The sequence below is a fragment of the Methylophaga sp. genome (assembly GCF_048266885.1).
Taxonomy (GTDB): domain Bacteria; phylum Pseudomonadota; class Gammaproteobacteria; order Nitrosococcales; family Methylophagaceae; genus Methylophaga.
This window is the reverse complement of the sequence record NZ_JBLWYR010000037.1, coordinates 1-14,794: the sequence shown is the minus strand read 5'-3', so window position 1 is coordinate 14,794 and position 14,794 is coordinate 1. Positions and strand designations below refer to the sequence as shown.

The 14,794-nt window shown below is 44.8% G+C and carries 11 protein-coding genes; 5 read left to right on the top strand and 6 right to left on the bottom strand.

Annotation, left to right across the window (positions count from 1 at the left end; translation table 11 throughout):
• Positions 1–133 precede the first annotated feature (133 nt).
• The gene (gene bamC, locus ACN0V2_RS13185) at positions 134–1,168 is read right to left on the bottom strand and encodes an outer membrane protein assembly factor BamC (RefSeq protein WP_417551284.1); all 1,035 of its coding nucleotides are present in this window, start codon (positions 1,166–1,168) and stop codon (positions 134–136) included.
• An 18-nt stretch (positions 1,169–1,186) separates the two neighbouring features.
• Positions 1,187–2,068, bottom strand: a complete 882-nt coding sequence (gene dapA, locus ACN0V2_RS13180) for a 4-hydroxy-tetrahydrodipicolinate synthase (RefSeq protein ID WP_417551285.1) — start codon at positions 2,066–2,068, stop codon at positions 1,187–1,189.
• Between the two features lie 118 nt (positions 2,069–2,186).
• On the opposite strand from dapA, the gene bcp reads away from it, so the two are divergent.
• Both bcp and ACN0V2_RS13170 read left to right on the top strand, forming a co-directional pair.
• Positions 2,187–2,654 carry a thioredoxin-dependent thiol peroxidase gene (gene bcp, locus ACN0V2_RS13175; protein WP_417551282.1) on the top strand — a complete coding sequence of 156 codons (468 nt, stop codon included), beginning with the start codon at positions 2,187–2,189 and terminating at the stop codon, positions 2,652–2,654.
• Positions 2,655–2,837: 183 nt separating this feature from the next.
• Positions 2,838–4,985 carry a methyl-accepting chemotaxis protein gene (locus ACN0V2_RS13170; protein ID WP_417551281.1) on the top strand — a complete coding sequence of 716 codons (2,148 nt, stop codon included), beginning with the start codon at positions 2,838–2,840 and terminating at the stop codon, positions 4,983–4,985.
• Between the two features lie 6 nt (positions 4,986–4,991).
• Here ACN0V2_RS13170 and ACN0V2_RS13165 read toward each other — a convergent pair whose 3' ends face one another.
• On the bottom strand, positions 4,992–6,584 hold the full coding sequence (locus tag ACN0V2_RS13165) for a tetratricopeptide repeat protein (RefSeq protein ID WP_417551280.1): 1,593 nt from the start codon (positions 6,582–6,584) through the stop codon (positions 4,992–4,994).
• Positions 6,585–6,760: 176 nt separating this feature from the next.
• Here ACN0V2_RS13165 and ACN0V2_RS13160 point away from each other — a divergent pair, with 176 nt between their 5' ends.
• Positions 6,761–7,774, top strand: coding sequence for a metal-dependent hydrolase (locus ACN0V2_RS13160; protein WP_417551279.1), 1,014 nt, complete (start codon positions 6,761–6,763; stop codon positions 7,772–7,774).
• A gap of 92 nt (positions 7,775–7,866) precedes the next feature.
• Here the strand turns inward: ACN0V2_RS13160 and ACN0V2_RS13155 are convergent, their stop codons facing one another.
• Together ACN0V2_RS13155 and ACN0V2_RS13150 are read right to left on the bottom strand one after the other, a co-directional pair.
• Complete coding sequence (locus ACN0V2_RS13155) at positions 7,867–9,219, bottom strand: ATP-binding protein (protein ID WP_417551278.1); 1,353 nt, start codon at positions 9,217–9,219, stop codon at positions 7,867–7,869.
• On the bottom strand, positions 9,206–9,877 hold the full coding sequence (locus ACN0V2_RS13150; RefSeq protein ID WP_417551277.1) for a response regulator: 672 nt from the start codon (positions 9,875–9,877) through the stop codon (positions 9,206–9,208). The genes ACN0V2_RS13155 and ACN0V2_RS13150 overlap by 14 nt, the downstream gene beginning before the upstream one ends.
• A gap of 163 nt (positions 9,878–10,040) precedes the next feature.
• Here ACN0V2_RS13150 and ACN0V2_RS13145 point away from each other — a divergent pair, with 163 nt between their 5' ends.
• Complete coding sequence (locus ACN0V2_RS13145) at positions 10,041–13,196, top strand: efflux RND transporter permease subunit (protein ID WP_417551276.1); 3,156 nt, start codon at positions 10,041–10,043, stop codon at positions 13,194–13,196.
• A gap of 10 nt (positions 13,197–13,206) precedes the next feature.
• The gene (locus ACN0V2_RS13140; protein ID WP_417551275.1) at positions 13,207–14,310 is read left to right on the top strand and encodes an efflux RND transporter periplasmic adaptor subunit; all 1,104 of its coding nucleotides are present in this window, start codon (positions 13,207–13,209) and stop codon (positions 14,308–14,310) included.
• A gap of 54 nt (positions 14,311–14,364) precedes the next feature.
• On the opposite strand, the gene ACN0V2_RS13135 is transcribed toward ACN0V2_RS13140, so the two are convergent.
• Positions 14,365–14,523 (bottom strand): DUF3309 family protein, encoded by a 159-nt coding sequence (locus ACN0V2_RS13135; protein ID WP_417551274.1) that lies wholly within the window; start codon positions 14,521–14,523, stop codon positions 14,365–14,367.
• Between the last annotated feature and the right edge of the window lie 271 nt (positions 14,524–14,794).

Sequence of the window (14,794 nt, the reverse complement as noted above, 5' to 3'; positions counted from 1 at the left end):
GTCAGACCGAAACGGCGCAGACGTTTTTCTGTTTCACGAGCAGAAAAACCACAATCCACCAGAATTGTGGTTTTTCCCTGTGTAATCAGTGTTGCATTGCCCCGGCTACCGCTGCCAAGTGATGCAAAACGCATTATTGAGTCAATTGTTCCTGAATCAGACCCAGTAAACGTTTTGCTGTTTCTGAAGAAGTACGAACCTGTTCAGAATCCAATACCGTTATGCGGGTATCTGATGCATCTGAGACCAGCTTGATGTAGTAATACTCTTCCGGTGCCACTTCATCATCATCTTTCCAGAAAGCCATCTTGCCAAAGAAGCCACGTTCTTCTTTTTCAGCTTCGTTAAATGGATCCAGATAACGCACGTAATAAGTGCCACGTGAACGATCGCGATCTTCAACCGCAAAGCCACGACTATCTAATACACGACCAACACGATCCCAAACTGAAGTAAACTCTTGCTCAACTAATAATGCTTGTTGACCTTCAGCCTCGTCTAATAAAATCACCCGCGCTTCGGTTTGTTGTGCTGCAGATGTTGGCAATGAAGCAACTGCACGGGCTTTATCCTGTTGATATAAACCACCCAGATATTCAGCCAGCTGACGCAGCATCGCTTCATCTTTTTGATTACTGCGATTGGTTTCATCAATGCCATTAACGTAAACACGTGCAGAACGGTTCACATCACCACGCTCCATGCGAACACGATAAGCATAGCCATCGACATCAGGTTGCGTATCCATCAAACCAATACGCTGATCTTTACGGTGGATATTCATATTGATATCCGCCCAGAACGCTTCAATTCGTGTCCACGTTTCATCGCGATCACCTGGCACCACCAGATGACGATCAGCGCCTTCACCAGATAATGCCGGTTTAGATTCAGGAGTAATGTTATAGCGAGCGGCTAAAGGATTGGTACCCGCTTCTTCATATTCGGAATAAGTTGCTGAGCTTTGCTCATTGCCAGCTATTTGATCGTTAATTCGTGATGTACTCAAGTCTGGTGGAATATCCAGCGGTGGCATTGTTTCTGCTTTACGGTACTTTTGGGAATTGTCGGGAGCAACTTCATCCAGTGCTGGCATTAATCCACAACCTGAAACGCTTACAGCGACCAAAACACCACAGGCTTTCAACTTAAAACGATTTGTGTTCATTTAATTACATTCACTCACTTATGGATTCAAAACACCGGCGGTCACCAGTGCCTCACGAACCGGTTGATGAAATTGTTCAGACAAAACAGTCATTGGTAAACGTATCCCTTCCGGAATCAGCCCCATTTCGTGGAGGGCCCATTTCACTGGGATTGGATTGGATTCAGAAAATAATCTTTGATGCAGTAACGATAATTTATCATTAATTTCACGGGCAGTTTCAGCATCGCCATTCAATGCAGCTTCACACATTTGGCTCATTAACGCAGGTGCCACATTTGCTGTTACCGAAATAACACCTCGGCCACCGGCCAAAATAAAATCAACGGTATTAGCATCTTCACCAGTATACAGTTCGAAATTATCGTCACACAGATCTTGAATTAACTTTACTCTTCGCACATCACCGGTCGCTTCTTTGATACCGATTATATTGCCTATTTTGGCCAATCGACCAACGGTTTCAGGTAATAAATCACACGCCGTGCGGCTGGGAACGTTATACAGGATCTGCGGAATATCGACGGCTTCAGCAATCGCTTTAAAATGCAGATACAGACCTTCTTGAGTCGGTCTATTGTAATAAGGTGTTACGAGCAAAACCGCAGCAACACCTAATTGTTTAGCGTAAAGGGAGAGTTCAATAGCTTCTTCAGTCGAGTTGGCACCTGTTCCAGCAATGACCGGAAGACGGCCTGCTGCCTGCTCAACAACCTGACGAATCACATCAGTATGCTCATCAATGCTTAATGTGGCCGACTCACCCGTAGTGCCAACTGCGACGATCGCACTGGTGCCGTTCTGAATATGGAAATCAACGAGCTTGCGCAGGCTTTCACCGTCTAACGAGCCATCCGCCCGCATGGGTGTTACCAGAGCTACCATACTGCCGCTGAACATATTCATCAGACTCCGCGAAAATAAACTGGCATGGTACTTTGCCAGCCAGTAGATGACAAGACCGGACTGCTTTGGGTAAGGTACTGCCAATGCAACTTTATATTAATGGAGACGTTTAATGAGCACTGTTGAGTTACAACAAACCGTACCGGATTTTGAATTGCCGGCAACTGGCGGCAAAACAATTCGGTTATCTGAACTGCGTGGTAAAAATGTACTGATCTATTTTTACCCCAAAGACAATACACCGGGTTGTACTTTGGAAGGGCAAAACTTCCGTGATCACATAGAGACCTTCAACGCACACAACACAGTCATTTTTGGTATTTCAAAAGATAGCCTGCGTGCTCATGAAAACTTCAAGGAAAAACAGCAGTTTCCATTTGATTTGCTTTCTGATGCCGATGAGACCGTTTGCAATTTATTTGGCGTGATGCAGATGAAGAAAAACTATGGTCGGGAATATATGGGCATAGTACGCAGCACTTTTTTAATTGATACCGAAGGCAAACTGATTAATGAATGGCGTAATGTCAAAGTAAAACAACATATTGATGAAGTGCTGGAAGCCGTAAAAAGCATGTAATTTGGTTTTACTTAGCATAGTTAAAAACCAACTAAAACAAGTATTTACAATACCTTTTCAAAGCGCACTAACAATACACATAAAAATAAATCACTAAGTTTCTGTTTTTTAATGCATACCTATTTTGGTGTAGAAATTGCCTACTCCCTTTGGCGTATTTCATCACTAAAGGTGTCCATCACAATGTCTCTAAAAAGCCTTTCCATGAACTTGAGTAATGCCGAACGCCGTTGGTTGCCCTGGTTGGGTTCAACAGGGAAACTATCAATGGCATGGAGCTGCTATCTCAATCGCGATACTTATGCTGAGGTTGAGCACACGTTTGAAGGAATTGCGGCAACTCGCGTCAAATTGTTACAGCAATGGACTAATGCACAATGGAATCAGCTCAATCTCTTAGCTGAAAATTTAAAAGAACCACTTACCAGTATTAACATCAATCTACTTACACAACGACTGGAATCTGCTAAAGATTTTTCTGAACTTTTTATTATTGATCTCAGTGGTCGTGTAATCCAATCCACCTATTCAGCACATATCGATAAATATGATTTAGATGCTCACGCTGTCGAGCAAGGTTTAAAGCAAGCGTTTTTACATGGCCCTTATCGCGATCCCCTAACACTGAAAATTGGACCATCAAGTTCCAAATTTCATGATGAAGTTACGTTGATGTTTTATCAGCCTTTAATTAATGCCGACAATAACGTTATCGGCGCGTTATGCGGTCGTGTACCAAATGATGTTTTGGGCGATCTGATTCAACGTGAAGCGGGTCATGTCTATCCCGAGTCCGGTGATAATTATATTTTCATGGTTGATTCACAGTTTGATCCGCTTATTCAACAAGGCGTCGCCTTATCCCGCTCCCGGTTTGAAGATAATACGTTTTCTCATGGCGAGAACCTTAAATCCGGCATTCATACCCATTGGGGTGTGGTTAAAGTTAATCGACATACGGAATTTGAAATTCGTTTTATAGATCCGGCTACCGGACAATTACACCCTGGGGTACGCGAAACCATTCGCAATGGTGAAAACCTGTTTGTGACCTACCCGGGGTATTCGGATTACCGGCATATTCCGGTAATTGGTAAGGGTGTTACTTTTCAACTAAAAGGCTCACCAGACCGCTGGGGCATGATGTGTGAAGGCGATCTGGAGGAAGTCTACCGCCGTCGTTCGGTCAATATCAGTTTAATGAAGAGCATTTTTTTAGGCATGTCGGCACTGGTGGCAGTGAATAGCGCTCTGCATTATTTCACAGCATTACCACTCCCCGCCGTTGATGCTATCTCCTTCTGCATGATGATCCTCATTGCGTTAATGATTCGTCGTTTCAGTACCAAAAAACTCGCTGATCGCATGAATGAGATGACTCGAGTTATCCAGGAAATTGCCGAAGGTGAAGGCAACCTGCGCCAGCGGCTAAACACCGAAAAAATGGTCGCCGATGAAACAGGCGATATGGGACGCTGGATCAACAGTTTTATTGATAATCTTGATGGTATTGTCGGCCAAGTTATTCATTCCAGCCAGGATGTGCATCAAACCAATAAGTCCATGCTGCATACCAACCGAGAAGCATTTCAGGTGTCTTCTGAAGTGACCGATGCCATATCCAGAATGCTGGATCTGCTGAAAGAACAAATTGACGATATTGGCCAAGCCAATCAAACAGCTGAAACGATGAAATTAGAAATGGATCGGGTTGTCGATGAAGCCCGCGTTCAATTTGAAAGCGCCCGTCAAGGTACACAAGAGATCCGTAATGTCGTTGAAAACACGGCTAACTCTGTTAAATCTTTGAATAACCGCACCAGCGAAATAGGTAAGATCATCAGCGTTATTACCGAAATAACCAATCAAACCAATATGCTGGCATTAAATGCGGCTATTGAGGCAGCTCGCGCCGGTGAACATGGTCGTGGCTTTTCAGTAGTCGCTGACGAAGTTCGAAATCTGGCTTCTCGTACAGCCAATTCTGCCGATGAAATACAACGCATGATTGAAGGTATGCAACAAGAAACACAAGAAGCAATGCGCTTAATGGAAGCCGGAGTGGAAAATGTTGATCGTAGCCTGAAACTCACCGAACAGGCTTCCAATGACAATGGCGACCTGCATATTCTGGTCGAGCAGATGTTTTCAACTATCAAACAATTGGCAAATAACAGTCATATCCATGGTGACACGGCAAGACAGGTGGGTGTTTCAGCTGAGCAATTAAAATCAGCTGTCAGTGCTCTGCAGGATCGTTCAACAATGGTTCGAAACACTGCTCAAACCCTTTCACAATTGGTAGGCGTGTTTCAGGTAAGTACCCGTTAATATGGCCTATGCAGGCTTCAAATCAAAGGCAATGCAGATGCGTTCTTCATCAGAAGTAAACGGAATGGTGCGGTGAAAAACGGATGATGGAAACATGACAATATCCCCAACTTCTGGCGCAATGGTTTTACTGGGGAAGTTGTCATGTTGTTTTGGATAATCATCACCATGTGTACTTAGCTCGATACTGCCTTCATCCGGATGCGTTTTTTGCTTGGGCAGAGCCAAATATAATGCACCACTTACCCAACCTTCTTCGTGAATATGCGAGGTTAAATGCCCACCGGTTTTCATTTTGACGTACCAAGAGCTGGCGATCGTGGTTTGTTTAGGAAAACCTTTGGCAAATATACCCGTTTCACCTTTCAGGTTGTCACGGTAATCATCAATTGCTCTTGCTACCAGCTTGCCCACCTGTTGAAAACTGGCTTCAGAACGTTTAAACAGATTGCCGGCTGATTGCACACCGTTATGTAAACGACCCTGACTTTTTTCTTCAATATCTGCCTGCTCAATATCCGCCAGCAATTGTTTCAATAATTCGCTATCACCTTTTAATTCTGGAACCGGCACATGACAAACCAAATCCAGCGGATTTTTACAGAAATTATAATCATTCACCGTACCGAAATTTTCAGCGTAATGGCCTGCCAATGTCGCTAAAAATGGTGAGCTGTGACGCGCTTTTTTTAGTTGATCCAAGCCTTGTTTGAATTCATCAAACTGTTCAGTTTTATACAAACAATACAATGTTCGTTCCTGCCAGTCGGCATATTGTGATCGTTGAAAATAACTTAAGGCCTGCGGTAAATCACCACTATCGTAGAGATACACTGCCAAACTGTAATTTGCTAATGGCAAGCTGGGATCTAATTCCAACGCTTGTTTATAAGCATTAACCGACTCATCATAGCGACCCTGCTCACGTAGCACTTCACCGATATTGCTATGCACTTCGGCATAATCCGGTTTTAATTCCAGCGCTTGATTGTAGGTGGCAATAGCGTCAGCTAGTTTTCCCTGATTCTTCAGAGCTGTTCCTAAGTTGAAATACAACTTAGCGTCTTGTGAAATGGTTAACGCACGTTGATAAATAGCGACCGCTTCATCCAGCCTGCCCTGTTCCTGCAAACACACACCAAGATTGGCAATGGCTTCAAGAAAATTCGGTTGTTGTTCTATGGCTTTTTGATAGTAACTGCCTGCCTCTTCAAAACGGTTTTGTGATTGCAACGCATAGCCCAGGTTATACAAAGCATTAGTTAATTCAGGCTTAAGCCGTAGTACTTTCTTGTAGCTATTAATGGCTTCATCAATGCGGTTCAAATTGGTCAATAAAATACCCATATTGAAGTAAATCTCGGGTACATTAGGGTCAATTTCTGTGGCTTTACGAAATACACTCACCGCATCTTTAAATTTGTTCTGCGCAGCTAACGCATTGCCATACAGGTTTAAAACCGAAAAGGAACGCGGATACGTTTTGAGCAATTTTTTAGATGCAGACTCAGCAAAGCCCACCTGCCCTGTGTTCAGAGCCTGAATAATTGTTTGTAAATCGGCCTGTCCCGGCGTTGGGCTTGGCATCGGCTGTTTCATGGCAGGTTTTCCAGTAAATCAGGAGGAATTTCCTGCAATTTACATGACTAATTCCTACTTAGGCAAGACATCTTCCCAATTGTTTACAATATCGACTTGCTCATCCCGAATTTAATAACTCTGCGGCATTTAAATCAATGCTCCAAAACATAAGATAAGTTTGAGGTTAATCATTAATGGATACTGTTACTCAGGCGTTGCTAGGCGGCGCTGTGGCTTATGCTGTTGCTGGACGTAAAGCCCCGCGTAGTAGCTTGTTGTATGGCGCGTTTTTTGGCACATTGCCCGACCTGGACGTACTAATTCAGTACAGCAATGATTTAGATGCGATGACATTACATCGCAGCTGGACCCATTCATGGATTGTGCATAGTTTATTAGCCCCCATAATCGCCTGGTTGATGTGTAAGCTGGTTCCAGCATTAGATTTTCGACGATGGCTGATATTGATTTGGCTAGTATGGGTTACTCACAGCGGACTGGATGCCATGACGGTGTATGGAACTCAGTTGTTTTGGCCTTTTATGCCACCGCCCGTCTCTATCGGCAGTGTTTTTATTATTGATCCCCTATATAGCTTGCCGCTTGCTGCTGGATTTATAGCGGTCCTGTTTGCCGCTGGAAAACGGCTAAGTCATCTAATAATGATAGGTAGCCTATTATTCAGTTCGGCCTATTTGGTGTGGAGTTTTGCTGCCCAACAGTGGATAACGCAGCAAACCCAACAGGCTTTAATAGAGCAACAAATTGAATTTCAGCATATTAAAATCACTCCTGCCCCCTTAAATACTTTGCTATGGCGCATTGTAGTAGTAGATGAAGCGGTTTATTACGAAGCATTTCGTTCAGTATTTGATGGCAATGCACCGTTTGAATTCACGTCCTTTGACCGCGGCAGTGACCTCACAACATTACTGCCAGATCAATCTAATCTCGAACAGATTGACTGGTTTACCGATAATAATTTCAAATTACAGCAGCAAGACAACATCATTGTGGTAACGGATTTACGTATGGGCATGGAACCTGATTACTTTTTCCGCTTTCAACTGGCCGAAATCCGAGATGATGACGTTATTCTATTAGCACCAAACCAATTGAAAACGGCACGTAATGTTAAACAAGGTTTGCACTGGGTATGGCATCGCATCTGGGATGCTCAACTCGAAACAACTTTGCAACAAAATTGAGCTTTGGGTTCAAACTTTTTCCCTAGAACTTAAAACACGAAGTTCTAATTAACAGACCTGATAATCAGGTCTGTTAATTACGTGTTTGCAGCTCATTGCAGTGGAATGCAGATAGTGACTAATAATCCTTTTTCATTCCCATTTTTAATTTGCAACTCACCTTTAAAGCGCCTGACAATAGCGTCCACAATAGCCAAGCCTAACCCACTGCCATCATTGTGGTGTCCATGGACAAAACGCCGGGTTAATTCTGAAAGCAATTCTTCCGAAACGCCGGGTCCTTCATCTTCTACTGTCCAGCAGAATTGGCCATTCTGTAGGGTAGTCGACAATGTCACCACGGTATTCTCTGGCGCATGACGAATGGCATTTTCCAGCAAATTGCGCAGTGCGGCGGAAATTAGAATTGCGGGTGCCTGAAGACTCTCATCAACATGTTCATTACAGCGCAAGGTGACTTCTCGCTGACGTGCAAGATGTTGTACATCGCTCAAGGCCATATTATTGATTTCAGCCACGGGTAAACGTGTGGATTGAGCTAATTGCCCATCGCCCTCAACCCTTGCTAACAATAACAATTGATCTAGAGTGCGTTGCAGTCTATCTGTGGCTTTTTCTGCTTGTAATAAAGCATGCATAGCCTTGCCACCATCGGTTAGCCTGGCAACCTGTAATTGGGTTTTGATTCCAGCTAACGGCGTGCGTAACTCATGCGCGACATCACCGGTAAAACGCCGTTCTCTCAATAAAGATTGTTGCATACGTTGTAACAAACGGTTTATCTCATCGACCAATGGCCGAACTTCGGCGGGACGCTGTTCCCACACCAATGAGGTTAGATCTTCGGTATTACGTTTCGCCATATTCTGACTCAGGCTATGCAGTGGTTTAAAACCATGCAAAATACCAAACCAGACAACCGCTAAAGTACCGGCTAAACTCAGAAAAAATGGTAGTCCAGCAGCAATCACCACCGAACGCATTAAGGTATCTCGGGTTTCCAGTCGCTCGGCAGTGGTAATCGTTAATCCTCCTTGAGAAAGATTAAATACCCGCCACGGTTCTCCATCTTGCATACGGTTTTGGTAGCCTTGCTGCGTGGTAGTCAGCACGTTTTTGGGAGCATCATGAGATACGGCAATAATATCGCCAGCCACGTTGGCCACTTTACAAGCCAGTGTCGCCGGTAAATCGAGATTATCCGAAGGATCAAATAACGCATTGCGTTGGCCGCCATTTACTAAAGGATCCAAATCGTATTGCGACATCAATGACATCAACATTTTGGCCGAAGCAGCCAGACGATTATCCAAAGTGTTTTGCATTTCCTTTTGCACACTCATCAGCAACCACGGTGCCAGTAACAGCCACATCAGCAGTACGGCAATACCGATACGCCACAATAATTGCCAGCGTAAATAATCTTTGGCTTTAGCCGGACTCATTCACCGCTCCTAATCGATAGCCCATGCCACGAACGGTTTCAATCCAATCATCTCCCAGTTTGCGACGTAAATTATGGATATGCACCGCCACAGCATTGCTTTCAATACCTTCGGCCCAGCCATAAAGTCTGTCTTGTAACTGTGCAGCCGTCACCACTCGTCCGGGTTGCTGCAACAACGTTTCCAACACGGTGATTTCACGCCGCGATAAGGTTAATGGTTTGCTGTTCAAGGTGACTTGCAGGGTAGATGGATCAAATTGCAAACTGCCATGCTGAATCATCTGAGTGGAACGCCCTGCCGCTCTGCGGCTTAATGAATGCAATCGTGCGGCAAGTTCGGTCAAATCAAAAGGCTTGCTCATATAGTCATCAGCACCAGCCTGCAAGCCACTAACTCTATCTGGTACCGCATCACGCGCAGTCAAAATTAACACCGGTAGGTTATTACCGCGCTCGCGCCAACGACTGAGTAAATGCATACCATCTTCATCTGGCAACCCCAGATCTAATACCACAGCATCAAAACTGGCAGTAGCCATAGCCGTTTCAGCACCGCCTGCATTCATTACCCACTCAGCCTGAATACCCAGTGCGGTGAGACCAGCTTGAATGCCTTCGCCCATTAATGCATCGTCTTCCACAATCAGTACGTACATCGCTCACGACCTAAGATAAAAACAACATAGTCATTCAATTGAATTAAGACAACGTTAACATTGTCTTAATTTTGTCGCTGCACTCTACGCAGCAAGATATGGTTGCGTAACGTCGCTGCATCCAAATCTCCCAACACTTACTAAATAATAAGAGAAGCTATCTATGTGGCTGGTGCGATATGCCCTAACCCGACCTTATTCTGTGGCCGCTTTAAGCCTGCTGATTTTTGCAGCCGGGCTTATTAGTTATCTTAAATTGCCGGTGGATGTACTGCCCAGTGTCAATATACCCTCGATAAAAGTGGTTTGGACCTATAACGGGCTCAATACCAATGAAATGGCGTCAAAAATCACCACCTTCAGTGAAGTGGCGATTATGAATAACGTTGATAATCTCAAGGAAATACGCTCTCAAACACTCAATGGGGTGTCGGTCATTCATATCGATTTTCATCCCGAAGTGGATATTGCCAATGCGATGGCTCAGGTGACCGGCGTGTCACAAACCATTCGACGGCGAATGCCCGAAGGTACTTCTCCACCACTGGTCGCTGAATACAACCAATCCAGTACACCCATTATTCAGCTAGTGATGTCTTCAGACACACTGACAGATGGCCAATTGGCTGACTTTGCTCGTTTGCAATTACGCGGCATGGTGCAATCCATTAACGGCATTCGCATGACTCTGCCTTATGGCGGTGCCACCCGGCAGATAATGGTCGATCTGGATCCAGAAGCATTATTTGCTCAAGGCTTAACCGCCAATGATGTGACCCGTGCTATTAATGAACAGAACCTCACCCTACCTTCGGGCAGCATTCGTGAGGCGCAAAATGAACTGCAAATCACCGTTAATGCCAGTCCACAAGCAGTTGCCGACTTCGAAGATCTGCCGATTAGTTCTCGCGATGGTGAACTTATATTACTCAGAGATGTGGCTAATGTGCGTGATGGCACAGCCTTGCAAACCAATATTGCACGGGTAAATGGTGAAAACGCCGTGATGGTTTCGTTGATTAAACTGGGCGGTGCCTCAACCGTTGAAATCATTAACGAACTGACGGAACGGTTGCCATCGATTCAGGCAGCGGCACCTGAAGGCATTACCATTTCACCTATTTTTGATCAGTCTGTGTTTGTCAGCACCGCACTGCATCATATCGAAATGGAAATTATTATCGTCGGCTCACTGGTCGCCTTGATGGTGCTGCTGTTTTTAGGTTCGTCTCGCGCCACGCTGATTGTATTGACCTCAATCCCTCTATCATTGCTGACAGCCGTATTTGTTTTAAATTTAACCGGTAATACGCTTAACTTAATGAGTCTAGGCGGTTTGGCATTAGCTATTGGTATTCTGGTTGATAATGCCTTGGTAGAAATTGAAAATATCAAACGCCATTTGGCTGATGGCATGGAGCCGAGTCGCGCTATTCTGACTAGTGCTAGCGAAGTAGCCTTCCCGGAATTTGTTTCCACTCTGTCGACTTGTATTGTGTTTTCACCGATATTTTTATTAACGGGTGTTGCAGGTTTTATCTTCCAACCGATGGCGATTGTGGTAATTGCCTGTCTGGCAGCATCGTATTTATTGTCACGGACGGTGGTGCCGACACTAGCCAAACTATTACTGTCGAATGAAAAAACCTTAACCAAACAATCTAAAAACCCGTTAGTGCATGTTCATCTCGCTTTGGAACAGCGCCTGCACAATGGACAACAGCATTTGCAAAACACTATTGGTCGATTGCAAAAATATATTCTGATTGCTCCTTTAATCGGTATTGTCATCGTTACGGCTGCCGGATTTGCCTTGCAGGAGATTGGTCGGGATTTCTTTCCAAAAACTGATGCTGGATTGATGCGCTTTTATATGCGGGTCGATACCGGCTCTCGTATCGAACAAACAGCAGAAAAGTTTGCCCTAATTCAGCAAGAAATACGCAAAATCATTCCGGAAAATGAGCTTGATTTTGTCTTTGAAAACATTGGTATGCCAGACTCGATTAACCGTGCCTGGATAGAGAGTTTTACCATTGGTACTTATGATGGTGAGTTGCAAATCCAATTAGCCAAAGGTCATCAGCCGAGCAGTCAATATGAGTCTGCAATCCGGCAAATGTTGAAAGAGAAATTCCCTGAAGTCACGTTATTCTCTCAAGCAGCTGACACGACCAATCAGACCCTGTCTGGAAGCACACCCACCGCATTAGATGTACGTTTTACTGGTCGCAATTTACCTGCCAGCATTGCCAAGGCTGAGGTCTTGATTGAAAAAATGCAGGATGTTGAAGGTGCAGTGGATATCGGCTTTCAGCAGGTTTTTGCGCTTCCTGAATATTACGTCAATCTGGATCGCAAGCGGGCAGCAGAACTGGGGGTGACGACCCAGGCAGCAATAAACAGTCTGCTGGGCGCATTGGGCTCGGCAGGCACCGTCTCACCCAGCTTCTGGTCGGACCCGGTGTTTGGTTTTTCCTATGAAGTACAAACCCGAACTCCATTACATAAGTTGAGCAGTACTGATGATTTAATGAATCTACAGGTACAAACGGATAATCCGGATATCACCGTGCCGTTGGCGAGCATTGCCAGTATCACGCCACGCAATGTCGCTGGCAGTATCGGTCGCACGATGCTTAAACCAACAGTTAATGTCTTGATTAACACAGAAAACACCGATCTAGGCTCGGTCTACCAAGCTACCCAACAGATTGTGAATGAGCTGAAACAAGAAATGGTGCCAGGCAATGATATTGAAATTATGGGTCAGGCCGCCGCCATGGATGAAGCTTATCGTGACCTGCTGTTTGGTTTTTTACTGGCGGTGTTTTTCATCTACATCATCATGCTATTTAACTTTGCCTCATGGATCATGCCTTTGGTCGCATTATCCGGTGCGCCGATTGCCATTTCAGGCGCGATAATTGGCTTAATGCTCACCGGAACCACCATCAGTGTTCCGGCATTAATGGGCTTTATTATGGTCATCGGTGTATCCACCGCTAACAGCGTTCTGGTCACGACCTTTGCCAGAGACCAATGGGTAGCTGGTAAATCAGCTTTTGAAGCTGCACGCGAAGCGGCTTCAACACGATTAAGACCGGTATTAATGACTGCTCTCACTATGATTATCGGCTTGTTGCCAATGGCATTGGCACTTGGCGAAGGTGGTGAACAAAATGCACCACTCGCCCGTACAGTTATTGGTGGCTTGATGCTCGGCACATTTGCTTCTTTGTTCTTAGTGCCATGGACTTTCAGCATGATCATGCAATTTATTAAACGTCCGCAGCCCGTGAAGCTGCCGACTATTTGAGGACTTCACCATGTCAACTTTAACCAAAACAATTGTCGTTGCCGCGGTCATCGCTGTACCTGTGTGGTTTTTTACTCAACCAACCAGCGAAGCGAATATCGAACAACCCTCTTCGACAGCCGCTGAAATCCTCTCAGTGCGTGTGGCACAACCACAACGCATATCAGATTATCAGCCATTAATATTTAACGCCCGAGTAGAAGCTATTGAGCAATCGGATATTTTTGCCCGGGCAGATGGCTATGTAGAAAGCCGCTACGTGGATATTGGTGATGAAGTGAAACAAGGAGACTTATTAGCCAAACTGTCATCACCAGAATTAGAACAGGAAATTCTGCAGGCTAAGGCTGAAATCAATCGGCAGAAAGCCATGTTGGATCTGACTGAGAAAGTGGCCAAACGTTATACCAATCTTCGGGATTCCGGCGCGGTAAATGCCACGGAGGTTGATGAACGTGAAGCTGAACTGGCCGTTGCCAAAGCAACATTAGCAACTTATCAAGCCCGTCTGGAACAGTTGGAAAATGAATTTGCCTATACTGAAATTGTGGCACCTTTTGACGGCATTATTACCCGTCGCCAAGCCGAACGAGGTAATCGTATTACCCGTAGTGATGACACACCATTATTCCGCATCAGCCGTAGCGATAATTTACGGGTAATAGTGGATATTCCGCAGACCCAGTTATTTATTATTGACCAGAAAAACCCTGCAAAACTCACATTGCCTGACCTAGGAAGTAAACAAATCGATGTACCTATTTCACGTGTTTCTCGTGAAGTCAATCGAGAAACGGGCACGATGCGGGTGGAGTATCTGCTGGATAATATGGATTTGAATCTCCCCGCTGGTTTGAGCGGTGAATTAGCGATTCAGGTACAGGAAAAAGCCGATGCGGTACGTATTCCAGTCAATGCTCTGAAAACCATTCAAGGCAAACCATCAGTGATGCTGGTCAACAGTGAAAATCAGGTTGAAATCAAAACGGTTCGTGTCGGACGACTGGATAATAGTGAAGTTGAGATCCTCTCGGGATTAATCACCGATGATCGCGTGATTCTCAATCCTAATGCCCGGTTAGCTGAAGGAATCAAGGTTAACGTCTCTGAATAAAAGACAATCAGCGTGCAGACCCACTGAGTTGCAGTGGGCCTGCAAGATGTTCGGTTAGATACGGCCTGTCAGCAATAACACCAATAACACGATGACTAAGATCCCGACTATACCTGTTGGTCCATAGCCCCAGTTTCTGCTATGTGGCCACGAAGGAAGAGCTCCGACCAATAATAAAATCAAGATAATTAATAAAATAGTACTTGTAGTCATAATCATTCCCTCTCATTGAAAAGATCACGATATAAACAAAAGCTGATAGCGTCTGTACGTTGCCGTACCAATCGGCAGTCAATCTCTTTTTAAATCACTTACTGCATAATTCGTTTATAAGTTTGTTTATCAATCTGATAACAACTGCAGGCAGAAGCTTCTAATCCCTCAGCATCCATAATGGTCATATTACCTCGGTGGTAATGAATTAACTGGCGTTTATTTAATGCCGAAGCCGCCCGAGTAATACCAACTCGACGTACGCCCAACA

Bases quoted from the DNA above. Each gene is read 5' to 3' on its own strand.
- ACN0V2_RS13160 (WP_417551279.1), top strand. From the start codon at position 6,761: ATGGATACTGTTACTCAGGCGTTGCTAGGCGGCGCTGTGGCTTATGCT.
- ACN0V2_RS13155 (WP_417551278.1), bottom strand. From the start codon at position 9,219: ATGAGTCCGGCTAAAGCCAAAGATTATTTACGCTGGCAATTATTGTGG.
- bcp (WP_417551282.1), top strand. From the start codon at position 2,187: ATGAGCACTGTTGAGTTACAACAAACCGTACCGGATTTTGAATTGCCG.
- ACN0V2_RS13165 (WP_417551280.1), bottom strand. From the start codon at position 6,584: ATGAAACAGCCGATGCCAAGCCCAACGCCGGGACAGGCCGATTTACAA.
- ACN0V2_RS13150 (WP_417551277.1), bottom strand. From the start codon at position 9,877: ATGTACGTACTGATTGTGGAAGACGATGCATTAATGGGCGAAGGCATT.
- ACN0V2_RS13145 (WP_417551276.1), top strand. From the start codon at position 10,041: ATGTGGCTGGTGCGATATGCCCTAACCCGACCTTATTCTGTGGCCGCT.
- dapA (WP_417551285.1), bottom strand. From the start codon at position 2,068: ATGTTCAGCGGCAGTATGGTAGCTCTGGTAACACCCATGCGGGCGGAT.
- ACN0V2_RS13135 (WP_417551274.1), bottom strand. From the start codon at position 14,523: ATGACTACAAGTACTATTTTATTAATTATCTTGATTTTATTATTGGTC.
- ACN0V2_RS13140 (WP_417551275.1), top strand. From the start codon at position 13,207: ATGTCAACTTTAACCAAAACAATTGTCGTTGCCGCGGTCATCGCTGTA.
- bamC (WP_417551284.1), bottom strand. From the start codon at position 1,168: ATGAACACAAATCGTTTTAAGTTGAAAGCCTGTGGTGTTTTGGTCGCT.
- ACN0V2_RS13170 (WP_417551281.1), top strand. From the start codon at position 2,838: ATGTCTCTAAAAAGCCTTTCCATGAACTTGAGTAATGCCGAACGCCGT.